This is a genomic window from Corynebacterium timonense (assembly GCF_900105305.1).
GTDB classification, from domain to species: Bacteria; Actinomycetota; Actinomycetes; order Mycobacteriales; family Mycobacteriaceae; genus Corynebacterium; species Corynebacterium timonense.
In genome coordinates, this window is sequence record NZ_LT629765.1 from 1356419 (window position 1) to 1382286 (window position 25868).

21 protein-coding genes and 1 tRNA gene are annotated in these 25868 nt (G+C 66.8%); 10 read left to right on the forward strand and 12 right to left on the reverse strand.

The annotated features are described in order from the left end of the window. Positions 1–61: 61 nt before the first annotated feature. The 4 genes from BLT81_RS06400 to BLT81_RS06415 all read right to left on the reverse strand — a co-directional run bounded on the left by BLT81_RS06400 (position 62) and on the right by BLT81_RS06415 (position 5857). On the reverse strand, positions 62–1126 hold the full coding sequence (locus BLT81_RS06400; RefSeq protein ID WP_155860830.1) for a hypothetical protein: 1065 nt from the start codon (positions 1124–1126) through the stop codon (positions 62–64). Between the two features lie 339 nt (positions 1127–1465). Beyond that, a tRNA-Leu gene (locus tag BLT81_RS06405) sits at positions 1466–1539 on the reverse strand. Between the two features lie 44 nt (positions 1540–1583). Continuing rightward, the gene (gene mfd, locus BLT81_RS06410) at positions 1584–5204 is read right to left on the reverse strand and encodes a transcription-repair coupling factor (RefSeq protein WP_019194137.1); all 3621 of its coding nucleotides are present in this window, start codon (positions 5202–5204) and stop codon (positions 1584–1586) included. Further along, positions 5201–5857: a TetR/AcrR family transcriptional regulator gene (locus tag BLT81_RS06415; RefSeq protein WP_040421355.1), complete on the reverse strand. Its 657-nt coding sequence runs from the start codon at positions 5855–5857 to the stop codon at positions 5201–5203. Before BLT81_RS06415 ends, mfd begins: the two co-directional genes overlap by 4 nt. 255 nt (positions 5858–6112) lie before the next feature. On the opposite strand from BLT81_RS06415, the gene BLT81_RS06420 reads away from it, so the two are divergent. The 4 genes from BLT81_RS06420 (at position 6113) to hisC (ending at position 10935) form a co-directional block, all read left to right on the forward strand. Beyond that, entirely contained in the window at positions 6113–7345 is a 1233-nt protein-coding gene (locus tag BLT81_RS06420; RefSeq protein WP_019194139.1) for an MFS transporter, read from the forward strand. Positions 7346–7438: 93 nt separating this feature from the next. After that, a complete protein-coding gene (glmU, locus tag BLT81_RS06425; RefSeq protein WP_019194140.1) occupies positions 7439–8878 on the forward strand; it encodes a bifunctional UDP-N-acetylglucosamine diphosphorylase/glucosamine-1-phosphate N-acetyltransferase GlmU in 1440 nt (479 codons plus the stop codon). 8 nt (positions 8879–8886) lie between these two features. Beyond that, a complete protein-coding gene (locus BLT81_RS06430) occupies positions 8887–9864 on the forward strand; it encodes a ribose-phosphate diphosphokinase (RefSeq protein WP_019194141.1) in 978 nt (325 codons plus the stop codon). Between the two features lie 12 nt (positions 9865–9876). Continuing rightward, positions 9877–10935: a histidinol-phosphate transaminase gene (gene hisC, locus BLT81_RS06435; RefSeq protein WP_019194142.1), complete on the forward strand. Its 1059-nt coding sequence runs from the start codon at positions 9877–9879 to the stop codon at positions 10933–10935. Here the strand turns inward: hisC and BLT81_RS06440 are convergent, their stop codons facing one another. Beyond that, on the reverse strand, positions 10936–12408 hold the full coding sequence (locus tag BLT81_RS06440) for an NAD-dependent succinate-semialdehyde dehydrogenase (protein ID WP_019194143.1): 1473 nt from the start codon (positions 12406–12408) through the stop codon (positions 10936–10938). Between the two features lie 344 nt (positions 12409–12752). Here BLT81_RS06440 and BLT81_RS06445 point away from each other — a divergent pair, with 344 nt between their 5' ends. The 4 genes from BLT81_RS06445 (at position 12753) to BLT81_RS06460 (ending at position 16423) form a co-directional block, all read left to right on the forward strand. After that, complete coding sequence (locus tag BLT81_RS06445) at positions 12753–14114, forward strand: MFS transporter (RefSeq protein ID WP_019194144.1); 1362 nt, start codon at positions 12753–12755, stop codon at positions 14112–14114. 201 nt (positions 14115–14315) lie between these two features. Beyond that, positions 14316–14948 (forward strand): 50S ribosomal protein L25/general stress protein Ctc, encoded by a 633-nt coding sequence (locus BLT81_RS06450; protein ID WP_019194145.1) that lies wholly within the window; start codon positions 14316–14318, stop codon positions 14946–14948. 87 nt (positions 14949–15035) lie between these two features. Beyond that, positions 15036–15602 carry an aminoacyl-tRNA hydrolase gene (gene pth, locus BLT81_RS06455; protein ID WP_019194146.1) on the forward strand — a complete coding sequence of 189 codons (567 nt, stop codon included), beginning with the start codon at positions 15036–15038 and terminating at the stop codon, positions 15600–15602. A gap of 2 nt (positions 15603–15604) precedes the next feature. Further along, complete coding sequence (locus BLT81_RS06460) at positions 15605–16423, forward strand: fumarylacetoacetate hydrolase family protein (RefSeq protein ID WP_019194147.1); 819 nt, start codon at positions 15605–15607, stop codon at positions 16421–16423. Here the strand turns inward: BLT81_RS06460 and BLT81_RS06465 are convergent. Then, a complete protein-coding gene (locus BLT81_RS06465) occupies positions 16420–17328 on the reverse strand; it encodes a nitronate monooxygenase (RefSeq protein ID WP_155860831.1) in 909 nt (302 codons plus the stop codon). The two genes, BLT81_RS06460 and BLT81_RS06465, sit on opposite strands and share 4 nt — an antisense overlap. Before the next feature lie 14 nt (positions 17329–17342). Between BLT81_RS06465 and pth (BLT81_RS06470) the strand changes: the two genes are divergently transcribed. Then, positions 17343–17936, forward strand: a complete 594-nt coding sequence (gene pth, locus BLT81_RS06470) for an aminoacyl-tRNA hydrolase (protein WP_040421275.1) — start codon at positions 17343–17345, stop codon at positions 17934–17936. 44 nt (positions 17937–17980) lie between these two features. Then, positions 17981–19615: a peptide chain release factor 3 gene (locus BLT81_RS06475; protein WP_019194150.1), complete on the forward strand. Its 1635-nt coding sequence runs from the start codon at positions 17981–17983 to the stop codon at positions 19613–19615. On the opposite strand, the gene BLT81_RS06480 is transcribed toward BLT81_RS06475, so the two are convergent. The 6 genes from BLT81_RS06480 to BLT81_RS06505 all read right to left on the reverse strand — a co-directional run bounded on the left by BLT81_RS06480 (position 19612) and on the right by BLT81_RS06505 (position 25850). Next, positions 19612–20706: an inositol-3-phosphate synthase gene (locus BLT81_RS06480; RefSeq protein ID WP_019194151.1), complete on the reverse strand. Its 1095-nt coding sequence runs from the start codon at positions 20704–20706 to the stop codon at positions 19612–19614. The genes BLT81_RS06475 and BLT81_RS06480 overlap by 4 nt on opposite strands. Before the next feature lie 205 nt (positions 20707–20911). Next, positions 20912–21781, reverse strand: a complete 870-nt coding sequence (locus tag BLT81_RS06485; RefSeq protein WP_019194152.1) for a patatin-like phospholipase family protein — start codon at positions 21779–21781, stop codon at positions 20912–20914. A 63-nt stretch (positions 21782–21844) separates the two neighbouring features. Then, on the reverse strand, positions 21845–22732 hold the full coding sequence (locus BLT81_RS06490; RefSeq protein WP_019194153.1) for an SDR family oxidoreductase: 888 nt from the start codon (positions 22730–22732) through the stop codon (positions 21845–21847). 44 nt (positions 22733–22776) lie between these two features. Continuing rightward, positions 22777–23913, reverse strand: a complete 1137-nt coding sequence (locus tag BLT81_RS06495; protein WP_019194154.1) for a YihY/virulence factor BrkB family protein — start codon at positions 23911–23913, stop codon at positions 22777–22779. A gap of 21 nt (positions 23914–23934) precedes the next feature. Then, positions 23935–24297, reverse strand: a complete 363-nt coding sequence (locus tag BLT81_RS06500; protein ID WP_019194155.1) for a DUF2200 domain-containing protein — start codon at positions 24295–24297, stop codon at positions 23935–23937. 32 nt (positions 24298–24329) lie between these two features. After that, positions 24330–25850: an SLC13 family permease gene (locus tag BLT81_RS06505; protein ID WP_019194156.1), complete on the reverse strand. Its 1521-nt coding sequence runs from the start codon at positions 25848–25850 to the stop codon at positions 24330–24332. Between the last annotated feature and the right edge of the window lie 18 nt (positions 25851–25868).

Sequence of the window (25868 nt, forward strand, 5' to 3'; positions counted from 1 at the left end):
GAAGAAAAACCTCGACCCAGGTCCGCCCTGGATCGAGGTTGCTCGCACTACGGCATGCGCCCTAGAAAGAGCTGCCCTTCAGCGCGGGTGCGGACGATCCGGGGATGTTGAAGAGCGCGCGGAAGAACTGCAGGATTGAGGCGAAGATGTTCATGAGCAGTTGCTTCAGATCCGAGGAAGACACTGGCGGAGTCGGCTCCGGCTGCACAGAGGTAGTCGTGGTCGGTTCCGGCTGCGCAGAGGTAGTCGTGGTCGGTTCCGGCTGCGCAGAGGTAGTCGTGGTCGGCGACGCGGTCGGCGCTGGCGGGACCGGATCGGCGGCGAGGACCTTCACCGCGGGCAGCGGGTCCGCTGGGCGGTTTGTACCGCCCTTAGATGGGTAGTGGGTGTCGTGTTGGGACAGCCCACAACGGATGAACGCACTCACGTTGAGGTTGATAAAAAACGCTTTCGCGGTGGCGTCCGTGTACAGCTGCACGAAGGAGTCGGGGCTGAACGTCGCGGCGTCGGCGGCGTTGATTCTCGGCTGGATCGTCTCACCCGCCGTAGCACTTGCCCTCATTTTTAGGGTGACCTTGGGCACGTTAACGACGTAGCTGTTCCCCACTTTCTGCGCTTCGAGGCCGCCATGCGCGAATTGCGCACGGTTGCCCTTCGACCACGTGGTCACGTCGGCGCCACTTTGCCCGGTGAAGTGCAAGCGATTTCCCTCGCGCTTCACAGCAACGGCCGGGCTTCCGCCGCTGGTCTCAACGGACTCGATGGTGGCGTTGCTTGGCAGGTCCACCCACAGGTTAAGCTGGCTCACCTTGTTCACAGTCGCCGTAGCAACCGAGGCCTTGAAGCTCGCGGGGAAGGACACCTGGCCGAGATCGATCGTGTAGTCGAACTCCTCGTTCGCCTTAACAGTCGCCGGGGCGGTGACCTTCGCTGAAATCTTAAAGGCGGAGTAGGCCGATTCAGCGGAGTTGTACACGCCCTCTGCCTGCTGAGCAAGGCCGGATGGATCTTTCAACTGCAGGTTGCAGGCCAAGGGCAAGTTCACAGTCGTCGTTGCGGAATCTGCTTCCGCATAAGGCACGGTTGCGAGGCCCACGCCGAGGCCCAAGGCCGTGAGCGCGGACACGAGCGCACGCGAATTTTTGGTCATGAAACTCCGATCACGAAGAGGAAACACTGGGGACTCACGTCATGGCCTCACGCTCCACCATTACAGTGAGATAACGCGATTATATACTTGGAGCAACCGTTTGCCGAAAGTTTTCACATAAAACTTTGCCGTCACGCGGGTAAAGCTCGTCGGGCACCCAGCATTTCCACCAGCGCTGCAGGTCACAACCCATCTCGGCCAAACAGTGCGCGGCTGTCCGGGTGAGGAAAAACTAAAACTCTCTTCTACGACGCGGTGCCCGAAAAAACACGAGCCCGAGACATAACCGGAACTATGCCTCGAGGCTCCACACTGTGCCCCCAGTGGGACTCGAACCCACACTGAATCGATTTTAAGTCGACTGCCTCTGCCGATTGGGCTATGGGGGCATGCCCGAATATCTTACGGGACCGGGCGCGCAACCCGTAGACGCCTACTCGCTCACCGAAAACACCTTCTTTTTCTCCTCCACCGGCGTCGACCCCGTCACGGAGATTTTCTCCACGTCGAACATCTCGGACAGAAAATCGGAGACCCACTGGAGAAGTTCGACGTCGCGAAGCGTGGGCTGGTTGACTCCCTTGGCGGAGCGGGGGAACGGAACCTGGAGGGCCTTGGCCGCGGCGCGGTAATTCGCGCCCGGGTAGAGGCGCTTGAGGCGCACTTGCTTCGAGTCCGGCAGTTCGACGGGCTGGAACTTAATGCGCGTGCCTTGGACCAGGATGTCGGACACCCCGGCGCGCCGCGCCTGGTGGCGCAATCGGGCCACCGCCATGAGGCGTTCGGCCTCGGTGGGAAGCGCACCAAAGCGGTCCGTCATCTCGGCGGCGACGGCGACCAAGTCCGCGTCGTCGCGGGCCTCCGCGAGCTTGCGGTAGATCTCCAGGCGCAAACGCTCGGAGTTGATGTAGGTCTCGGGGATGTGGGCGTCGACAGGCAAGTCGATGCGGATCTCCTTCGGCCCCTTGTCGGTCGCGTCCACCGTCTCCCCCGTCATGAGCGCCTTGAAGGTCTCCACCGCCTCGCCGACAAGACGAACGTACATGTCAAAGCCCACCCCGGCGATGTGACCGGACTGCTCCGCACCCAGCACGTTGCCCGCGCCGCGCATCTCCAGGTCCTTCTGCGCCACCGCCATGCCGGCGCCGAGGTCGTTGTTCTGCGCGATGGTCGCCAGCCGGTCGTAGGAGGTCTCGGTGAGCGTCTTGTCCTTCGGGTAGAGGAAGTACGCGTAGGCGCGGTCGCGGGAACGGCCGACACGCCCGCGCAGCTGGTGCAGCTGGGACAAGCCCATGTTCTGGGCGTTTTCGACGATCAAGGTGTTGGCGTTCGCGATGTCAAGACCCGTCTCCACGATGGTGGTGCACACGAGCACGTCGTACTCCCTATTCCAGAAGCCCTGCACCGTCTGTTCGAGGACCTGCTCCGACATCTGGCCGTGGGCGACGACGACGCGGGCTTCCGGGACGAGCTCGCGCAGGCGGCGGGCCGTCTTCTCGATGTCGGAGACCTTGTTGTGGATGTAGAACACTTGGCCGTCGCGAAGCAGCTCGCGGCGCACGGCGGCGGCGATCTGCTTGTCCTCCTGGGGGCCGACGTAGGTGAGCACCGGGTGGCGGTCCTCCGGAGGGGTGGTAATCGAGGTCATCTCGCGGATGCCGGTCAAGGACATCTCCAAGGTGCGCGGAATCGGCGTCGCCGTCATGGTGAGCACGTCGACATGCGACTTGAGCGCCTTGATGTGCTCCTTGTGCTCCACGCCGAAGCGCTGTTCCTCGTCTACGACGATGAGGCCGAGGTTCTTCCACTGCACGCCCGTCTGCAGCAGCCGGTGGGTGCCGATGACGACGTCGATGGAGCCGTCGGCAAGCCCGGCGAAAATCTCTTTCGATTCCTTCGCGGTGGTAAAACGCGACAGCTCGCGCACGGTCACCCCGAAACCGTCCATACGCTCGCTGAACGTGGAGAAGTGCTGCTGGGCGAGCAGCGTCGTGGGCACAAGCACCGCGACCTGCATACCGTCCTGCACAGCCTTGAAGGCGGCGCGCACCGCCACCTCGGTCTTGCCGAAGCCGACGTCGCCGACAATGACGCGGTCCATCGGCACCGGATTTTCCATGTCGGACTTCACTGCTTCGATGGCTGTGAGCTGGTCCTCCGTTTCCACGAAGGGGAAATTGTCCTCCATCTCATGCTGCCACGGGGTGTCCGGGGCGAACGCGTGGCCGGGCGCGGCCTGGCGTTTGGCGTAGAGCTCAATGAGCTCGCCGGCAATTTCGCGCACCGCGGCGCGCGCTTTCCGCTTCGTGTTCTTCCAGTCGGAGCCGCCCATCTTGGACAGGGAGGGCTGCTCGCCGCCGGAGTACTTGCTCAGCAGGTCGAGCGACTCCATGGGCACCCACAGCTGGTCGTTCGGCTGGCCACGCTTGGCCGGCTGGTACTCGAGCACGATGTACTCGCGGCGCGAATCCTCGTCTCCTGCCTTGACCGTGCGCTCCGCCATCTTCACGAACTTGCCGATGCCGTGCGTGTCGTGGACCACGTAATCGCCCGGGGTGAGCGCGAGCGGGTCCACCCGGTTGCGCCGCCGCGGGGCGCGGCGCTTAGCCCCGGCGATGTCGCCCACACGGTTGCCGGTCACGTCCGTCTCCGTCACCACCACCAGGTTGGGGCCGGGAAAGACGAGGCCGGCGTGGGAGAGCGCCTGGTAGAGCGTCACCGCCCCGGCGACCGGCTCCATGCCGGGGGTCGCCAGGCGCGCCGAGATGCCGTGCTCGCGCAGCCTTTCTGCGGTGCGCTCCACGGTGCCTTTCGCAGGCGCTACGAACGCGGCCGCCCCGCCGTTGTCGCCCAAGTGCAGCTTCAACGCGGCGTAGAGCTGTTCGATCGCCTTCGGGTCACCCTTCGGCGCCGGGGCCGGCTCGAACTCCAGGGGTAGCGTCTGCTCGTCGTCGGCCGTGAACATGCCGGGCGGGGCGAAGGTCCACCACGCCACGCCCGCCTTGAGCGCGCTCACCTCGAGCGACTCGAAAGAGCGGTACGAGCTGGCGGAGACGTCCAAGCCCTCCACAGCAACAGGCCCCTCGGCCCCCATGGCGGCGGCCTCCCAACCGGCCTCGAGAAACTCACGGTCGGTGGCCTCCAAGTCAGCGACGCGCGCCTTGACCTTCTCCGGGGACGTCACCAGGACAATCGCCCCCTGGGGCAGCAGCTCCGGCACCGCCGCGAAGGGGGCGTCGGTGAGGACCGGGATGAGCGCCTCCATCCCGTCGGCGTAGGTGCCCTCGGACACGCGCGTGAGCAGCTGAACTAGCGTCGGGTTCGACGGGTACTCGCGCGCGAGTTCGGCGGCGCGGGCCGCGACGGCGTCGCTAATGAGTAGCTGGCGGGCCGGGAACAGCTCCACGCGCTCGACCTCGACCTCATCGATTGTGCGCTGGTCGGCGACGGAGAAGGTGCGGATGTCCGTGACCTCGTCGCCCCAGAACTCGATGCGCACGGGGGTCTCCGAGGTCGTGGGGAAGACGTCGATAATGCCGCCGCGGGTGGCAAACTCCCCGCGTGCGGACACCATGTCGACGTGGTTGTAGGCGTAGCCCACCATCCGCGCGGTCAGCTCGCTGAAGTCGTGTTCCTCGCCGCGCGCGAGCGCAATGGGCTCGACGGCGGGGAGCACAGGCTGGCAGGCCGCGCGCGCCGCGGCGACGATGACGCGCGGCATCTCCCACAGCACCTTCGCGCGCCTGCCCACGACGTCCGCCGCCGGCGAGAGCCGTTCGTGCGGGAGAGTCTCCAGCGCGGGAAGCTGCGCCACCTCCCCGTCGCCCAGCAGCGCCCTCAGCTCGGCGGTGAGATCCTCCGCCTCGTGGCTGGTCGCCGTGACCACAAGCAGCGGGGTCTCGCGCGCCACGGCGGCCGCGGCCCAGCTGCGCACCTGGTCAATGCCCGTGACGTGGAGGCGCTCCTGACCGACGTTGCCCACTAGCCCCTTCAACTTCGGGTCGGTGGCAGCAGTGGCGAGCAGCCCGCCAAGGGCAGGGGTGGTGTCGGTCATTCGTCCTCCGTGGTGTTGGTCTCCGTGCCAGCGTCATCCTGCGCGCCGACAGCAGGATCGATTTTCGGCGTCGTCTCCATCCCGCGCAAACCGTTCCAGGCGAGGTTCGCAATGTGCGCGGCCACCGTGTACTTGTCCGGCGAACGCTCGTCGAGCCACCACAGCGCGGTGTTCGACGCCGTGCCCACGAGCGCCTGGGCGTACAGCGGCGCGATCGTCGGGTCGAGCCCGCGGTGGTTGAACGCGACGCCCAGGAAGGACGCCACCTGAGCAATCGACCGGTTCAGCAGCGTGGAAAACGTCCTCTCCTCCCCCGGCACTTGGCCGTGGACGAGGATCATGAACCCGTCTGTGTTGTCTTCGACGAAGGTCAACAGGGCAACGATGCCGCCTTCGATGCGCTCGCGCCAGCGGCCCCGTGAGATCGCCTCGAGGATCATCACCTCGAGCGCCGCCGTGTCCTCCTCGACAATCGCCCTGTACAGACCGTCCTTGCCCCCGAAGTGCTCGTAGAGCACGGGCTTAGACACCCCGGCACGCGCCGCGATCTCCTCCACCGACACCCCGTCGAGGCCCCGTTCGGCGAAAGCCGCGCGGCCGATCGAGATCAGTTGCGCGCGGCGCTGGGCGCGTGACATTCGCTGGCGAGCCATGGCCACCACTCTACGGGCGTTTCACAGCACCCCGGGATTAGGGTTTGCCGCCCCGTCCGCTAGAATGACCAACTGTCGTTCCCCATGGTGTAATTGGCAACACTACGGTTTTTGGTACCGTCATTCTTGGTTCGAGTCCAGGTGGGGAAGCTTACGCAGCGCGACCCCACCGCGGCCACGCGCCGCCTCCGCCGCGCGAAGATTAGTACACGCTTATCCGGCGCCCCGTGCGCACCGCTTTTAGGATTACCCGGTATGAGCGAGAACACGCCGGACACGCCGGAACACGAGGAAGCAAACGCCCGGCGTTTTATCTGGTCCAACGGGCTCCAAGGCATTGGCGATCAGATCGTCGCCGCCAAGACTGTCCTGCCCTGGCTGTTCACGGCCGCGGGCGTGCCAGCCACCTTCACCGCGCTGCTCGTCCCGGTGCGCGAGTCCGGCTCCATGCTGCCCCAGGCGGCGCTGAGCCCGTGGATTAGCTCCACACCCCACCGCAAGCGCCTCTGGCTCCTGGGTTCCCTCGGCCAGGCCGCCTCCGCCGCCGGCATCGCCGTCGCCGCGGTGTTCCTCCGCGGCGTCGTCCTCGGCGTCACCGTCATCGCCCTGCTGGGCGTGTTGGCCGTCTTCCGTGCCATCTGCTCCATCACCGGCAAAGACGTGCAAGGCAGAACGGTAGAGAAGGGCCACCGCGGCCTCATCACCGGCAGGGCGACGGCCCTGTCCGGCGCGTTTACCCTCGCCATCGGGCTGGGGCTGACATTCCTTCCCAACGAGCCACCGCGCTGGGTCATCGTCGCCCTGCTCGGCGGCGGCGCCGCCACCTGGGTGCTGGCCACGCTCGTCTTCGCGCGCATCGAAGAACCGCCGGGCGGCCACGACGTAGAGGAGAAGGACACGGGCTGGGTCAAAGCGACGCTCGACCTCATCCGCGACGACAAGCCGCTGCGCCGCTTCCTCGTGGTGCGCTCTCTCATGCTCGTTACCGCGCTGTCCACCCCGTTTATCATCGTGCTCGCCCAGGGGGAGGGGCAGGACCTGACCGGGCTCGGGGCGTTCATCATCGCCTCGGGCGGCTCCGCGCTCCTCGGCGGGCGCGTCTCCGGCATCTGGTCGGACGCATCCTCCAAAACCACGATGGCGGTGAGCGCGGCGATCGCCTCGGTGGTGCTCATTGTTCTTGTGGCGAGCGCCACGTGGGCGTCGACAAGCGTGAATGCGTGGGTGATGCCGCTGGGCTTCTTCCTCGTCAACCTCGCGCATACCACCGTGCGCGTCTCGCGCAAGACCTACCTAGTGGACATGGCCGAGGGGCCGCGGCGGACGATGATCACGGGGGCGTCGAACACCGTCATGGGCGCGATCCTGCTCGTTATGGGCGCGGTCACCTCGGCGCTGGCCGCCTTCGGCCCCGAGATCACGCTGCTCTTCCTCGCCGTCATGGGGCTCATCGGCGTCTTTGGCGCGTCGAACCTCGACGAGGTCTGAAAACGCGAGGGCTAAGCGTTATGCTGACCCCTGAACCCGCAGCGCCCGCGGCACGGGCGAAGGATATCCACAACACCTAAGGAGAGTCTCCGAGTGCCACACCACTCCGAATGCGCCGTTATCGTCCTCGCCGCCGGCGCAGGAACCCGCATGAAATCGGACAAGCAGAAGACGCTCCACGACATCGGCGGGCGCAGCCTTCTGTCGCACTCGCTGCACGCCGCTGCCGCCGTCTCCCCCGCCCACCTCGTCGCGGTCATCGGGCACCAGCGTGAGCAGGTCGCCCCCGCCGTCGCCGCCATCGCGGACCAGATGGCGGCGAAGGTACTCACGGCCGTGCAGGAGGAGCAAAACGGCACCGGCCACGCCGTCCAGGTGGGCCTCGAGGCGCTGCCCAACTTCAACGGCACCGTCGTGGTGACCAACGGGGACGTGCCGCTGCTGACCGGCCACACCATCGAAGCGCTCATCGAGGCCCACGAGTCCGCCGGCGCCGCCGCCACCGTCCTCTCCCTCGAGTCCGAGAATCCTACCGGCTACGGGCGCATTCTTCGCGACGCCACCGGGGCCGTCCAGGGCATCGTGGAAGAAAAGGACGCCGATGAGACGCAGAAGCTCATCCGCGAAGTCAACTCCGGCGTCTTCGCCTTCGACGCGGCCGTGCTGCGCGACGCTCTGACCCGCATTACTACCGACAACGCCCAGGGCGAGCTGTACATCACCGACGTGCTTGGCATCGCACGTGGCGACGGCAAAACCGTCGCCGCCTTCACCGCGCCCGACGCCCGCGAGCTCGCCGGCGTCAACGACCGGGTCCAGCTCGCCGCCGCCGGCAAGGAGCTCAACCGCCGCACCGTCGAAGCCGCCATGCGCGCCGGCGCCACCGTCGTCGACCCCGACACCACCTGGATCGGAGTGGAAGTCGAAATCGGCCGCGACGTGGTCATCCACCCCAACACCCAGCTGTGGGGCTCCACCGTCATCGGCGACGGCGCCGAAATCGGCCCGGACACCACGCTGACCGACATGGAGGTCGGGGAAGGCGCGACCGTTGTGCGCACCCAGGGCGAGCTCAGCGTCATCGGCGCGCGCGCCAGCGTCGGCCCCTTCACGTACATCCGCCCCGGCACCGTGCTTGGCGAAGACGGTAAGCTCGGCGGCTTCGTCGAGTCCAAGAACGCCACGATCGGGCCCGGCTCGAAGGTGCCGCACTTGACCTACATCGGCGACGCCACCGTGGGCCGGGAATCCAACATCGGCGCCTCCAGTGTCTTCGCCAACTACGACGGCGTGTCCAAGCACCACACCACGATCGGCGACTACTGCCGCACCGGCTCCGACACCATGTTCGTCGCGCCCGTCACCGTCGGTGATGGCGCCTACACGGGCGCGGGTACAGTAGTGACGCAGGACGTGCCGGCGGGCGCCCTCGCCATCAAGGAGGGCCGCCAACGCAACATCGAGGGCTGGGTGGAGAAGAACCGGCCCGGCACGGACGCGGCCGAGGCCGCGAAGAACGCACGCGAGAAGTAAGGAACACCATGACCGGATATTCCACAGAGAGCCACAAAAACCTCAAGCTTTTCACCGGGCGCGCCCACCCCGCGCTCGCCGAAGAGGTGGCCAAGGAGCTCGGCATCGAACTGGTTCCCACCACCGCGCGTGACTTCGCCAACGGCGAAATCTTCATCCGTTTCGAGGAGTCCGTCCGCGGCTCCGACTGCTTTGTCATGCAGTCTCACTCCCAGCCGCTGAACAAGTGGATCATGGAGCAGCTCATCATGATCGACGCCCTCAAGCGCGGCTCCGCGAAGCGCATTACGGCGATCCTGCCCTTCTACCCCTACGCCCGCCAGGACAAGAAGCACCGCGGCCGCGAGCCCATCTCCGCCCGCCTCATCGCCGACCTGCTCTCCGCCGCGGGCGCCGACCGCATCGTCTCCGTCGACCTGCACACAGACCAGATCCAGGGCTTCTTCGACGGCCCGGTCGACCACATGCACGCCATGCCGATCCTCACCGACTACATCAAGTCGAAGTACCCGCTGGACAACCTCTGCGTGGTCTCCCCCGACGCCGGCCGCGTCAAGACAGCAGAGAAGTGGGCCAACACGCTTGGCGACGCCCCGATGGCCTTCGTCCACAAGACCCGCGACATCGACGCCGCCAACAAGGTCGTCTCCAACCGCGTCGTCGGTGACGTGCTGGGCAAGGACTGCATCCTCATGGACGACATGATCGACACCGGCGGCACCATCGCCGGCGCCGTCGGCGTGCTCAAGGACGCGGGCGCGAAGTCCGTGCTCATCGCCACAACCCACGGCGTCTTCTCCGGCCCCGCCCGCCAGCGCCTCAGCCAGTGCGGCGCCTCGGAGGTCATCACCACCGACACGCTGCCGCAGGACACCGAGGGCTGGGATAATCTCACCGTCCTTTCCATCGCCCCGCTCCTGGCCAAGACGATCCACGAGATCTTCGAGAACGGCTCGGTGACCACGCTGTTCGAGGGCCAGGCGTAGGGGGTGACTCGCGTGATCCGCCCCGACCTGTCTGATCTGCCCGCCTACGTACCGGGCACGCGCACCACGAGCCCCGACACCGTGAAGCTGTCCTCGAACGAGAGCGCGGAGGGCCCGCTGCCCTCGGTCAGAGAGACCCTCGCGGCGGCCTCCGCGGAGCTCAACCGCTACCCCGACATGGGCGCGCTGGAGGTGCGCGCCGCCATCGCGCGGCACCTCCAGCTCAACCCCGAACGCGTCGCGGTGGGCACGGGCTCCTCGGCACTGTGCCAGCAGCTGGTGACGGCGACAGCGCAGCCCGGCGACGAGATCGTCTTCCCGTGGCGCTCCTTCGAGGCTTACCCCATCTTCACCCGCATCGCCGGCGCCACCCCCATCGCGGTGCCGCTCACGGCGGACCAGCGCCTCGACATGCCCGCGCTGGCGGCCGCGGTCACCGAGCGCACCCGTGTCATCTTCGTCTGCAACCCGAACAACCCCAGCGGCACGACGATCACCACCGGGGAGTGGAACGCGTTCATCGAGGCGGTACCCCGCGACGTCATCGTGGCTCTCGACGAGGCGTACTTCGAATACAACCGCGCCTCCGACACCCCCGTCGCGACGGAAGAGATTGTCCCCCACCCCAACGTGGTGGGTCTGCGTACGTTTTCCAAGGCCTACGGCCTGGCCGGCGCGCGCATCGGTTACGCCTTCGGCGCCCCCGAGATCATCGAGGCGCTGAACAAGGTCGCCGTGCCCTTTAGCGTGAGCTCTGTGGCACAAGCCGCCGCGCTCGCGTCGCTCGAGCAGCAGGAGGAGCTCCGGCGGCGCGTTGAAGCCACCATCCACGAGCGCGACCGCTTCGGCGAGGCCCTCGCCGACTACGACAGCCCCGCCAGCCAGGCTAACTTCGTGTGGGTCCCAGCACACGCCCTTGACGCTCCAGCCGCCGAGTACGCCCAGCGCCTCGCCGACCACGACGTGCTGGTCCGCGCCTTCGACGAGGGGCTGCGCATCACCGTCACTACCGAACGGGAGACCGAGGCCTTCCTCGCCGCCTGGCGGCGCGTGACCGGCTCCGGCCGCTAGTTAGTTGACCCGCTGGTACGGGTCGCGGGTACCGATGAACTGCACCTCGGTGTACTCGAGCATCCCCTCGCGGGATCCCTCTCGGCCCAGGCCGGAGGCCTTCACACCGCCGAAGGGGATCGAGGCGTCCGAGACCACGCCCGAGTTGAAGCCGAGGATGCCGAACTCGAGCGCGTCCGAGGCGCGGAACAGCATGTCCGGGTCTTCCGAAAAGACGTAGGACGCCAGGCCAAACTCGGTGTCGTTGGCCACTTCCCACGCCTCCTTTTCGTCCTTGAAGGTAAAGATCGGCGCGATCGGCCCGAAGATCTCCTCACGGAAGACCTTGGCGTCCGTGGACGCTCCAGTGATGACGGTGGGCTCGAAGAAGAAGCCCTTGCCTTCGACGCGCTTGCCGCCTGTGAGCACAGTGCCGCCGTGCGCGACGGCGTCGTCGACAAGCTCCTGCATGTGAGCGACCGCCTTCTCCTCGACGAGCGGGCCCACCTCGACCCCGTCATCGAGGCCGTTGCCCACCTTCATCGCCTCGATGGCCGCGACGAACTTGCGGGTGAACTCCTCCGCCACGTCCTCGTGCACCAGAATGCGGTTCGCGGCGGTGCAGGCCTCGCCGATGTTGCGCATCTTCGCCGACTTCACGCCCTCCACAGCCAAGTCGAGGTCGGCGTCCGGGAAGACGATGGCCGGGGCGTTGCCGCCGAGCTCGAGAGAGATGCGCAGGATGTTGTCCGCAGCCAGGCCCATGAGCGTCGACCCGACGGGGGTCGAGCCGGTGAAGGACACCTTGCGCAGGCGCGGGTCCGCCATGATCGGCTCGGAAACGTCGGAAGCCGAGCGGGAGGAGACGATGTTGATCACACCGCCGGGCACGCCCGCCTCGACCATCGTCTGCACGAAGTACTGCATAGTCAGCGGGGTGAGCTTCGCGGGCTTGATGATCACGGTGTTCCCCGCCGCCAGCGCGGGGGCGATCTTGCGGGTGGCCATAGACAGCGGGAAGTTCCACGGGGTGATCAGCAGGCAGGGGCCGACCGGTTTGTGCACGGTGAGCATCCGGTTACCCTTCGCCGGGTAGCGGTTGGTGTGGCCGAAGAAGTGGTTGGCCTCCTCGGAAAACCACAGCAGGTAATCTGCGCCGTAGTCGACCTCGCCGCGCGCTTCGCCGAGGGCCTTGCCCATCTCGAGTGTCATCAGGTGGGCGAACTCCTCCTTGCGCTCCTTGACCAAGTCGTAGCCCGTGCGCAGGATCTCGGCACGGGTCCGTGGGTCCGTGTTCTCCCAGCTCGCGCGCGCCTTGTGCGCGGCGTCGAGCGCCGCGATGGAATCATCGCGGGAGCCTGAGGACATGGTCGCGAGAACCTCCTCGGTGGCAGGGTTGAGCACGTCGTAGGTCTCCCCCTCAGAGCCCTCGCGCCATTCACCGTCGATGAACAGGCGTGTTTCTACTTTGGACAGAAGTTGTTGGATATCCACGTTCCACTCCTTGATGTGTATTTTTCGCGTTGTGTGGTTGTGTGTTATCGAGTCGCGCCCGACGGGCTGACATGTTCCGTGTCTACCAGCTTCCCGCTCCCGCGGTTGCCAAAACGGGAAACCCCGCCCGCGCGGCCGCACGCGTGGAGCACCCGATCAGAGCGAGCATCCTCGTTGACCTCCCGTTGACCTCCTGTTCCGCCGCATGACGGGGTGTGAGAGAACCGGCGCGTTGCTCGATGCTGAGCAGGTATGAATACTATTATCCTAAAAAATTCACGTGCCGTGCATCACAGCCGCGCGCCGAAAGAGTAACCCACCACCCCCGACCTAAAGGCGACTGCATGTCTACAACAACCGTTCCGCCAGAAAGAACCGCCGAGCGACGCAAGGTCATCGCCGCCACAACGATCGGCACGGCCATCGAGTGGTACGACTACTTCCTCTACGCCGCGACGGCCGGCTTGGTATTCAACCAGCTCATGTTCGCCGGTCTCGGCCCCGAGGCCTCGACCATCGTCAGCTTTCTTACCGTCGGCCTGTCCTTCCTCTTCCGCCCGCTCGGGGCGTTTCTTGCGGGGCACTTCGCCGACAAGGGCGGCCGCCGCCTCGTGCTCATGGTCACGCTCATCGCGATGGGTGCAGCCACCACCCTCATCGGGGTACTGCCCACCTACGCGACCATCGGCATCTGGTCACCCATCCTGCTTATTACCCTCCGCATCGTTCAGGGCATCTCCGCCGGCGGCGAGTGGGGCTCCGCCGTTTTGCTCAGCGTCGAGCACGCCCCCACCGCCAAGCGCGGATTGTTCGGCGCTGGCCCCCAGGTCGGTGTGCCGCTTGGCCTTCTGTTGTCCTCGGGCGCGCTCGCGGCGATGGACGCGATCGCCCCGGGTGACGCCTTCCTCGCGTGGGGCTGGCGCGTGCCGTTCCTGTTCTCCGCCGTCCTCGTTATTATCGGCATTCTCATCCGGCTGAAGGTCGAGGAATCGCCCGTGTACGAAGAGATGGCCACCATCAAGCAGGTCGAGGTGAGCAATCCCATTGGCACGCTGCTGCGGCGCTTTACCCCGCTTGTCCTCGTGGGCGCGCTCCTGTTCGCGGCGAACGGCACCGTCGGGTACATGACCACCGGCGGCTACATCCAGAACTACGCCACCCGGGAGCTTGGCCTCGACCGCGGCGACATCCTCCTCGCGGTCACCGTCTCCGGCTTCACCTGGATGCTCTCCACCGCCTTCGCCGGCTACATCTCGGATGTCGTCGGCCGGCGCATGACCTACATCGTCGGCTTCATCGTTCAAGGTATTGGCGCCGTGACGCTGTTCCCCCTGGTCAACACCCAGAGCCTGGGGGCGATCTACGCCGCGCTCATCTTCCTCACTGTCGGCCTGGGTCTGACGTACGGCCAGACCGGGACAACCTACGCGGAGTTCTTCCCCGCCTCCGTGCGCGCCTCGGGGGCCTCCATCACCTACGCCCTGGGCTCCATCCTGGGTGGGGCGTTCGCCCCCATGATCGCGGCAGCGCTCTACCAGAACACCGGAACAACCTGGTCTATTACGATCTACCTGGCAACCGCGTCCGCCGTCGGTCTCATTTCCGCCCTGTGCCTGCGCGAGCGCAAGGGCATCCCGCTGAGCCACGACTACGAGCACCTCCAGACCACCGGACACTTCGTCTGGGAGCGCCCCGCACGCGCGTAACCCCCCGCGGTTGTGCGCGCCTTTGCTGCGGTGGTAGGGTTTCTCCCGTCTCGGCGAGGGCCCCGTGCAGGGCCGTTATCGACGCGATAGAAATGCAGACTTTTTTAAAAGCCTGCGATCACTCGACGAGATATCACCGTCCATGTGGTCGCAGGCTTTTCCTGTGGCCGACGTACCCACGAAACCCAGGGAGAAGAGACTATGGCTACACCCCCGGTCATTAAGGCTGACAAGCGCGAAGAGTTTGGCAAGGGCGCCTCCCGCCGCCTGCGCCGCGAGGGCAAGGTTCCCGGCGTGCTCTACGAGTCCGGCATCGACAACGTCCACTTCGCCGTCGACCGCCTCGAGATCACCGCGCTTGTGCGCAACGAAGGCACCAACGCCGTCCTCGAGCTCGAGGTCGACGGCGAGAAGCTGCTGTGCATGGTCAAGAACGTCGACCAGAACGTTCTCACCCTCGAGATCGACCACGTTGACCTGCTCGGCGTCAAGCGCGGCGAGAAGGTCGTCGTCGAGGTCCCCGTGGTCACCGAGGGCGAGGCCCACCCGGCTGCCGTCGTGCTGCAGGAGGCTGACGTCGTCGAGGTCGAGGTCGACGCGCTGAAGATCCCGGACGAGCTCACCGTGTCCATCGAGGGCAAGGAGATCGGCGAGCAGATCACCGCCGCCGACATCACCCTGCCGGAGGGCGCCGAGCTGATCACCGACCCGGAGACCCTCGTGGTCAACTTCACCTACGAGCAGCAGGACGAAGAGCTCGAGGAGGCAGCGGCCGAGGCCGAGGAGGGCGGCGCCGAAGCTGGCGCGGAGTCCACCGAGGAACCCACCGAGTAACAACCGCCGCTCGCATGCGTGGCGACGCCCCCGCGGCCCCATTCCAGGCACGGCGGGGCTGTTTTCTTCGTCGCCTATGATGGGCCCGTGACTGACTCACCCGTGCTCATCGTCGGCCTGGGCAAACCCGGCCCCAAGTATGCCGCGACCCGGCACAATGCCGGGGTCCTCGTCGTCGAGGAGCTCCTCGGGCGTGCTACCCCGGCGCCCGCCCAGCTCAGCGCCCACAAGAAGACCAACACGGAGGTGGCCGAGCTGGCCGCCGGGCGCCTCCTGCCGAGTCGGCGGGCGATTGTGGCGCGCACCCGCAGCTACATGAACGTCTCCGGCGGGCCGGTCACAGCCCTCGCCAGGTACTTCGGGGTGGCCCCGGCGGACCTCTACGTGGTCTACGACGAGCTCGATCTCGACCTCGGCACGGTGAAGCTGCGTGCCGGCGGGGGCGACCACGGCCACAACGGGCTGCGCTCGGTGAGCGCGTCGCTGGGCACCCGCGAGTACAACAAGCTGGCCGTGGGTATCGGCCGCCCTCCCGGGCGGATGGCACCGGCGGATTACGTGCTCAAGCCCTTCAGCCGCAAGGAATCCGCCGAGTTGCCCATCGTCGCGGCCGACGCCGCCGATGAGCTGCTGCGCGCCGCGGGTAGCGTGTAGCCATGCGCCTTGTCACCCTGAGAACCAACAACGTAACCGTCGCAGCGCGGCTGACCTCAGATACCGAGGCGGTGGTGATACCCGGCTACGCCGACGTGGGGGCGTTGCTTGCCCAGCCCGACTGGCGCGAAATCGCCGCCGCCGGCGGGTCGGCCGTGCAGGTGAACCGCGGAGGCCTCGCCCCCGTGATCACCCGCCCCGGAAAGATCGTCTGCATCGGGCTCAACTACGCACAGCACATCGAGGAAATGGGCCACGAACGCCCCGGCGTTCCCACCCTCTTCGTCAAATTCGCCGACGCGCTGACCGGCCCCTACGACGACGCGCGGGTGCCCTCCTTCAACGCCGCCGGCCTCGACTTCGAGGGCGAGCTCGCGGTGGTGATCGGCCGGCGCGCGCGCCACGTCCCCGCCGCCGAGGCCGGGGCCCACATCGCCGGCTACTCCATCATCAACGACTACACCCAGCGCGAGTACCAGTACCGCACCCAGCAATGGCACCAGGGCAAGTCGCTCGAGGCGACCGCAGGGTTCGGTCCGTGGCTCGACACCGAGTGGGCCCCGGGGCCGGCGCTGGAGACGACGCTCAACGGCGAGCGGATGCAGTACGCGCCCACCAACGACCTCGTCTTCAGCCCCGCCGACTTGGTGGAATTCATTTCTCACCTCTACCCGCTCAACCCCGGCGACGTCATCGCCACCGGCACGCCCGAGGGGGTCGGCCACGCGCGTAGCCCGAAACGCTACCTCGGCGATGGTGACACGGTGCGGGTCTCCATCGACGGGCTGGGCTACATCGAGAACACCACGCGCATCCTCTAGGGCGTCAACGCTGCCTCGATCTCCGCGGCCGGAGCCTCGGGCAACCCCGCGTAATCGGCCCCAACGAGGCAATACTCGTTGCCCGGCACCATCGGCTTGAGGTAGGGGTAGATCGCCGGCATGTCGGGGTGGGCGCGGGTGAACTCCGTTTCCACGCCGCGCGCCCACCGTCCCGAGAACGCCCGGGAGACCACGCTGCGTCCTCCCGCGCGCAGCAGGGCGCGGTTGCGTTCGCTCGTCCCAGCCTCCTCCGCGAGCAGGAAGGCGCTGCCGCAGGCGACAGAGCAGGCGCCGGCACGCAGTAGCGTGCCGACATCCCCGCTGCCGCGCGCCCCGCCCGCCGCGATGAGCGGCAGGGCCACCGACCGGCGCACGGCGGCGAGCAGTTCCCTGAGCGCGCGCCCATCTGGCTGCGCGTTCTGGTCCCACGTGCCGCGGTGGCCGCCGGCGAGCGGCCCCTGCACAATGAGCCCGTCGGCGCCGCGGGCCGCGGCCTCGCGCGCCTCGGCCTCGTTCGTCACCGTCACCCACGCCTGCGATCCTGCGGCGTGCAGCCTGTCGATCTCAGCGGCGGTGAAGCAGCCGAAGGTGCACGAGACGAGCTGCGGCGCCGCCTCCAGCACCACCTCGAACTTTTCGAAGAAACCGCTGGTCACGTCGGCGTGCGGGACGGGTGCCCCGAGATCGCGGGCGACGCGTTCGACGGCGGCGCGTGCCGGCTCGGGCTGCGGGTAAAACAGGTTCGCCCCGAAGGGCGCCTGCGCCTCGCCGAGCTGCTCTCGGGCGCTGTCTACCGAGCATGTGCCGAGGGCGAGAACACCGAAACGAACGGCGTTGACGAGCTCGGGGGTGCTCGGGCCGCCCGCCATCGGCGCCGCGACAACAGGAGGAAGGTTCACATCCACTACCGTAGAGGAACGTGAGATTTTTGACGCGCTTGTTCCGCCCCACCCCCGCCGTGCCGGGGGCCGACTGGCTCGTCGTAGGCCTGGGAAACCCGGGCGCGAGGTACGCGGCCACGCGCCACAACGTCGGCTACATGGCGCTTGACCGGCTCATCGAGGAGCACGGCCGGTCCCTCGACCCCGTCCCCGGCGTCCCCGTTCGCGTCGCCGTCGATGAGGGGGTGGCCTACGCCCGCCCGACGACCTACATGAACGAATCCGGGCGCGCCGTCGGTCCGCTCGCCCAACGCCTCGGGGTCCCCGCCGAGCGCGTCGTCGTCCTCCACGACGAGCTCGACCTGCCGCCCGGCACCGTCCGCTTGCGCCGTGGGGGGAGCGAGAACGGGCACAACGGGCTGAAATCTCTCAGCGAACACCTAGGCACCCGCGACTACATCCGCGTGCGCATCGGCATCGGGCGCCCGCCATCGGGCACGCCCGTGCCAGAGTGGGTGCTCTCGCCCGTCGAGGGCGACCTCACGCCCCACGTCGACACCGCGGCGGAGGCCGCGCGGATCGTCGTCGACGAGGGGCTCGCGAAAGCCCAAAACGTCATCCACGCCCGGTAGCGCGATTCATGTTCCGGCCCGCTCCGGGCTAGGCTTAACAGCCTATGAGTACCGTTTCCGAGGCCGCGCGCCGCCGCACCTTCGCCGTCATCGCCCACCCCGACGCCGGTAAGTCCACGCTGACCGAGGCGCTGGCGCTGCACGCCCACGTGATCTCCGAGGCGGGCGCCGTCCACGGCAAGGGAAACCGCAAATCCACCGTCTCGGACTGGATGGAGATGGAAAAGGACCGCGGCATTTCCATCGCCTCCTCGGCGCTGCAGTTCGAGTACCTTCCCGAGGGCTCCGACGCCACCGAGCCCTACGTGATCAACCTCGTGGACACGCCCGGCCACGCCGACTTCTCCGAGGACACCTACCGCGTGCTCTCGGCAGTCGACGCCGCCGTCATGCTCATCGACGCCGCGAAGGGCCTCGAGCCGCAGACGCTCAAGCTTTTCCGCGTGTGCAAGGCGCGTGGGCTGCCGATCGTCACCGTCATCAACAAATGGGACAGGGTCGGGCGCGAGCCGCTCGAGCTTGTCGACGAAATCGTCACCGAAATCGACCTGCAGCCCACGCCCCTGTACTGGCCCGTCGGCGAGGCCGGGGACTTCCGGGGCCTCGCCCACATCAACGCCGACGGCGAAGCGGACCGCTACATCCACTTCATCCGCACCGCGGGCGGCTCGACCATCGCCCCGGAGGAGCACTTCACCCCGGCCGAGGCGCTCGATCGCGAGAACCGCGCCTGGGAGACGGCCGTGGAGGAAGCCGAGCTACTTGCCGCCGACGGGGCCGTGCACAACCAGGAGCTTTTCGAACAGTGCGTGACCTCCCCGATCATCTTCGCCTCGGCGATGCTCAACTTCGGGGTGCACCAGATCCTAGACACCTTGTGTGCCATCGCCCCCGCCCCGGCGGGCAAGGACTCGGATGAGGCGGCCGTTGAGGCGTCGACAAGCGCGATGGATGCCCGCCGCGAGCTCGGCGACGACTTTTCGGGCGTCGTGTTCAAGGTGCAGGCCGGCATGGACAAAAACCACCGCGACACCCTGGCGTTCATGCGCGTCGTCTCCGGCGAGTTCGACCGCGGGATGCAGGTCACGCACGCCCAGTCCGGCCGGGGTTTTTCCACGAAGTACGCCCTGACCGTGTTCGGACGCACCCGCGACACCGTGGAGACCGCGTACCCCGGCGACATCATCGGCCTCGTCAACGCAGGCGCCCTCGCGCCCGGCGACACGATCTACGCGGGGCGCAAGGTGCAGTACCCGCCCATGCCCCAATTCGCCCCCGAGCATTTCCGCACGCTGCGGGCGAAATCTCTGGGCAAGTACAAGCAGTTCCGCAAGGCGCTCGACCAGCTCGACGCAGAGGGCGTTGTCCAGATCTTGCGCAACGACCTGCGCGGCGACGCCGCCCCCGTCATGGCCGCCGTCGGACCCATGCAGTTCGAGGTCATGCAGGCGCGCATGGACAACGAGTACAACGTGGAGACCGTCACCGAGCCCGTGCCCTACTCCGTGGCGCGGCGCACCGACGCGGAATCCGCCCCCGAACTGGGCAGGCAGCGCGGGGTGGAGATTTTTACCCGCTCCGATGGGGAGCTCATCGCGCTGTTCGGCGACAAGTGGAAACTCGCGTTCATCGAGAAGGAGCTGCCGCACCTGACCACGGAGCCGCTCGTCGCCGACTAGCCTTCGTCGGCGATGAAGGCCTCCAGCTCCGCGCGGGCGTGCTCGTCGCCCAGCTGCACCGGCGGGGACTTCATCAGGTAGGACGACGCCGCCTCGACCGGGCCGGCCAGCCCGCGGTCGAGCGCGATCTTGGCCACGCGAATCGCGTCGATGATCACACCCGCCGAGTTCGGGGAATCCCACACCTCGAGCTTGTACTCGAGGTTGAGCGGGACATCGCCGAAGGCGGTTCCCTCGAGGCGGACGTAGGCCCATTTGCGGTCGTCGAGCCACTCGACGTAGTCCGAGGGGCCGATATGCACGTTGCGGTCCTCCACCTTGCCGGCGATCGGGCTCTCGGCGAGGTTCGAGGTCACGGCCTGGGTCTTGGAAATCTTCTTGGACTCGAGCCGGGTGCGCTCCAGCATGTTTTTAAAGTCCATGTTGCCGCCCACGTTGAGCTGCATCGTGCGCTCGAGGCGCACGCCCCGGTCCTCGAAAAGCTTGGCCAGCACGCGGTGGGTGATGGTAGCGCCGACCTGGCTTTTGATGTCGTCGCCGATGATCGGCAGCCCGGCGTCGGTGAACTTCTGTGCCCACTGCGGGTCGGAAGCGATGAATACCGGGAGCGCGTTGACGAAGGCGCAACCGGCGTCGATGGCGGCCTGGGCGTAGTACTTATCTGCTTCCTCGGATCCGACCGGGAGGTACGAGACGAGGACGTCTACCCGGGCGTCCCGCAGCGCTTGGGCCACGTCGACGGGTGCAGCGTCGGATTCCGTGATGGTGGACAGGTAGTACTCGCCGAGCCCGTCATAGGTTGGGCCGCGCTGCACCTCGACGCCGAGGTGGGGCACGTCGCAGATTGTGATGGTGCAGTTCATGCCGGACTCGGTGGCCTCGGCCAGATCCTTGCCCACCTTCTCGGCGTCGACGTCGAAGGCGGCGACGAACTCGACGTCGCCGACGTGGTAGTCGCCCAGCTGGACGTGCATCAGCCCCGGCACCTTCTCCCCTGCCGGGGTGTTCTTGTAATACTCCACGCCCTGGATGAGGGAGGTCGCGCAGTTGCCGACACCCGCAATGGCGACCCTAATCGTACTGCTGCCCATGTTCCCGCTGCTCCTTTACGCGTGCTTCAGGTTGATGCGCCGGGCGAATGAGAACCCGGTCACACACACTGTGGCAGCGTGGCGCCAGCAGCGGTAGCGAGCGCCTCACCTTGATGCATTAAGGTGCCGCGGAAAAAATACCGCCGTGCTGCAGCAATCACAGATGTGTAATCTTGGTCACACATAGCGCGGCCCGCGCCACCGCCTACGCGGCGAGGAACTCCTGCCAGGCGCCCCATTCGGCGTCCATCTGGCGCTCGCCAGCGCTAAAGTTCGCCCGGAGCTTCACCACGTTGCGCTCCGTGGAGTTCACCTGCATGTCGTCCGGGAAAAACAGCTGGGCTCGGCCCTCTTTCTCGAGCTCGAGCAGCCTCTGCTTCGAGGCGTTGTAGCGGCCGGGGCGGTCAATGATCGCCTGCGCGACGGCCGGGGTGTTGCGGAAAACGCGGCGCACCACGTTCTGCCGGTTCACCTGGGGGCGCACGTAGCCGCGCGGCTTCGTGGCCACGAAGAGGAACTTCTCGTAGCCCGCGTCCTCCGCCTCCGCGATGGAGATGCCGCCGGAGGCGCCGAGCGCCCCGTCGACGTAGGGCACGCCCCCGATGTAGCGCTTCGGCATGATGAGCGGCAGCGTCGACGAGGCGCGCACGAAGGAGTTCATGTCGCTGCGCTCGCGGATATCCTCCCGCGTGAAGTGGACGGACTCGCCGGTGTCGGCGCGGGTCGCCGAGATGGTCATCTGCGCCGGGTTGGCCTCGAAGGCGTCGTAGTCGAAGGGGAGGTCACCGTCGGCGGAGCGCTCGTAGATGTACTCGGCGTTGAAGTAGCCGTTGCCGCGCAGCAGCGAGGAGACCCCGCCGAAGCTGGGGTTGTTGGCGAAGTCGACGAAGCTCTCCCTCGCGCGGCGCAGGTCCCGCGAGAGATAGTTCACCGTGTGGGTCGCCCCCGCGGAGACTCCCCCGACCCACCCGAACTGAACGTCTTCTTCGATGAGCTTGACGACGCACGGCGACGTGTAGGAGTTACGCATCCCGCCGCCCTCAAATATCAGTGCTGTGTCACGGGCATCAATCATGGTGCCCCATAGTACCTACGCAGCATCGATCGGGCTGGCGCCCGAGGGCGTTCCCGCCCCGCCCTACGGCGTCAGAGCCCCTCCGGTCACCGGCAGCGTCGCACCGGACACGTACGAGGCGTCCTCCGAGGCGAGGTAGACGTACGCGCCGGCGAGCTCCGCGGGCTGGCCCGCCCGGCCGGTCTCGGACCCGTGCCCGAACTTCTGGAGCTTCTCCGGCGGCTGCCCGTGGCTGGGCTGGATCACCGTCCAGATCGGTCCCGGCGCGACGGCGTTGACGCGAATCCCCCGCGAGGACAGCAGCGCCATGGACAGTCCCTTGGCAAAGTTGTTCATCGCGGCCTTGGTCATGGCGTAATCCAACAGGGTCTCGGAGGGGTCGTACGCCTGAATCGAGGAGGTGAAGATGATCGACGAGCCCGCAGGCAGGTGCTTGACCGCCTCCTTTGTCACGCGGAACGAGGAGTAGAGGTTGGACTTCATCGTTGCGTCGAAGTCCTCGTCGGTGATCTCGAGGATGTCCTCGTGGTAGATCTGCCGCGAGGCGTTGTTGACCAGAATGTCGAGCCCGCCGAGCTTGTCGACGGCCGTCGTGACCGTCTCCACACACGTGTTCGCGTCGCACAGGTCCCCCGGGATGGCGACGGCGGTGCGCCCGGCCTCCTCAATGGCCGCGATCACTCGGTCGGCGTCCTGCTGCTCCTCCGGCAGGTAGGCAATGGCCACGTCCGCGCCCTCGCGGGCGTAGGCCACGGCCACGGCGGCACCGATGCCGGAGTCGCCGCCGGTGATGAGCGCTTTGCGCCCGGCCAGCTTGCCGCTGCCCGTGTAGGAGTCGAGCCCGATGTCGGGCACGGGGTCCGCCTCCGTCTCCACGCCCGGGTGGTTCTGGGACTGGTCCGGCGGGGAGACGCGTGCGTACTTGTCGCGTGGGTCAACCAGGTTCGTCATGGCATCCTCCAATAAGCGTGGACTAATCTGTTGCCCTGCCCACGCTACAGAATTTTGCGGCGGCGGTTCTTCACTTTTTCCGCGATCTCCCCTATCCGGCGCTGTGTCCGCAGCCTGATGCGGAGGGCTGCGTTGGACTTCGGCGGCGCCTGGATCACGTCCTCGGAGGGGTAGCCGATCTGCAGCTCCTTCACGCGCAGCACCTCCGCGTCGATTTTGACTCCGACCACGAGCACGATGTTCATGATCCACACGAGCACCAGCACCATGAGCACGGTGCCGAACGCCCCGTAAGCGCTTTGCACCCCGATTTCGGTGACGTACCAGGAGAAGCCGATCCAGATAATCGCGCTCACGACGAACGCGAGGAACGCCCCATACGTCACGGGGCGGTACGCGCCGCGCCGCACGTTCGGCGTCACCTGGTACAGCATCGACAGCATGCCCAGCGACAACAGCGCGACGACCGGGTAGCGCAGCCAGTCCCACACCGGGAGGAACACGCGCACCAAATTCTCAACCTCCTCTTCGAGGCCGAAGGGGCGGGCGAGCGGCGCCACGACACCGGTGAAAATGGATTCGCGGGCGACGAGACCGACGAGCAACAGCAGCACCCCGAGCGACATGGCGACGGTGACGAGCCACATCGTCAGCCACGTCATGGCGAACGTCCTGCCCTCCTCACGCCCATAGATGACGTTGGCGTTGCGCGAGAAGGAGCGAACGTAGGCGGACGCGGACAGCAGCGACACCGCGATGGAGATCACCAGGGCGATGGTGCTGTCGGAGGGCGAGCCCACGATCGTCGCTAAGAGTGCCAACGCCTCCGACTGAAGCGCCTCGGGCACGTAGTTCTTCACGAGGTCGTTCAGCAGAAGCGGAGCCTCCCCGCCGTCGCGGGGCAACAGCAGCAGCACGAGGGAGTAGATGGCAAGGATCATCGGAGCGATCGCGAGGACCGTGTAGTACGTCAGGCTCGCCGCCCGGTCGACCATGTCGTCGACCGAAAAGTCCGCGATGACGCGCCGCACGACGAGGTGGAGGCCCGGCCAGCTCATGCGGTTGCCCCGCCGTGAGAGGGGGTCGGAAAGCTCGGCGCGGGGCGTGACCGCTTCCACGTGCTGCGTGCCGTAGGGCTGCACGAGGTCGGCGCGGCGCGAGACGGCGTCGGGGCGTTCCATGCCCTCTACCCTATCGCGGGCTTAGCGGGGCGAACGCAGGATGTTCTCGATCTTCTTCCCGCGGGCGAGCTCGTCGACCACCTTATCCATCCAACGGATCCGCTGCATCAGAGGGTCGGTGATCTCCTCCACGCGCACCCCGCAGACGACGCCGGTGATGAGGGTGGCGTGCGGGTTGAGCCGCGGCGCGGAGGCGACAAACTCGGCCAGTGTTTCCTCGGACTCGGCCGCGGCGTGCAGGCCGTCCGTTGTGTGCCCGGTGAGCCAGGTGAGGACGCCGTCAAGCTCCCCCTGGCTCCTGCCCTTCCTCTCGACCTTGGCGAGGTAGTTGGCGTAGATATCGCCGAAGCGATAGCGACCGGCCCGCCCGAGTGTGTCGTCCATGACTAGTTACCGTAGCCGCCTGCGGGGCACGCCTACACCAGTCCGATCCAGTTCCAGTAGGTCGCCGACAGCAGCAGGATGAGCAGGTAGCCCACGATGGTCAGCGGGATGCCCGCCTTGAGGAACTGCTTCGTGCTGAACGCGCCCGTTCCGTAGGCCAGCATGTTCTGCGGCGCGGAGATCGGCAGCAGGAAGCCGAAGCTGATGACGAACTGCTGGATGATGACAAACCCGAGGCCGCCGTTCGGCAGATCGAGCGTGGCGGCCAGGGCGATGAACACCGGGATGAGCGCCGATGCCAGCGAGGTCGCGGAGGCGAAGCCGAGGTGGATGAGGATGTTGAACAGGGACACGATGGCGATCGTGGCCAGGATCGGCATGGCGTCGAGCCCGAGGAGGCCAAAGGTTTGCTCGGACAGCCAGCCAGCGGCGCCGGTGTTGAGCAGGAAGGAGCCGAGCGAGATGCCCACCGCGAAGACCACGAGCGTTCCCCAGTTGATGTTCTTTTGGGCGTACTTCCAGTCCATCACCCCCACCCCCGGCAGCAGCATAAGGCCGATGGCGGCGATGGTGATCACGGAGGAGTCGATCGGGTGCAGGATCCCCTCGGTGGCCCAGAAGAGCAGCAGAATGACGGCGATCGTGGTCAGCCGCTTCTCCGCTCCGGTCATGGAGCCCATTTCTGAGAGCTGGTCGTTCACCAGCGCGCGCCCGCCCGTGATGGATTCCACCTCGGGTTTGATGGCCGCGCGCATGATGAAAAACAGCGCGATGGACATGAGCACCGACCAGGGCGCGGCCCAGATGAACCACTGCCCCCAGGAGACGGTGACGCCCATCTGGTCCTCGATAAATCCGATGGCGACGAGGTTTTGCGCGGCGGCGGTCTTGATGCCGACGTTCCAGATCGACACGGCTTGGGTCGCGGTGATCACCAGCAGCGCGGAGAGCTTCGAGTTCACGGCGAGCCCGAACGCCGCGACCATGCCCAGCAGAATGGGCACGACGGCGCCGGCGCGGGCGGTGGCGGAGGGGACGAAGAAGGCGAGGATGATCGAGATGACGATCGCCCCGACGACGATGCGGGAGACTTTCTCGCCCGCGATCTTGAGCACGTAGAGCGCGATGCGGCGGTGCAGTCCGGTGGCCTGCATGGCCGTCGCCAGCGCCAGCGCCGCCGCGACGAGCGCGACTGCGGAGGTGGAGAACCCGTTGAGCGCGATCTTCAGGGCGTCGCCTGTGCCGAAGAGCTCGCCGGGGTTGTCCGGGTCCGGCGACAGGCCCACGAGCAGCGAGATCAGCCCGATGATAAGCACCGAGCTGACGGGGTAGCTGACGGCTTCGGAGACCCACATGATGACGGCGAAGGCCAGCATGCCGAGGGCAATCTGCCCCTGCCAGCCGATGGTCTCCATCGGCAGCAGCAAGACGGCGATCAGTGCGACGAAGGCGAGAGCGAAGGCGACGGGTTTGGTGCGTGTGCGGGTCGGCCCCTTTTCAGTTTTTTCTACGGGCGGCGCGGGGGCGGTGGGCTGGTCTGTTACTGAACTCACAGCAAGGTCCTCCTTTAT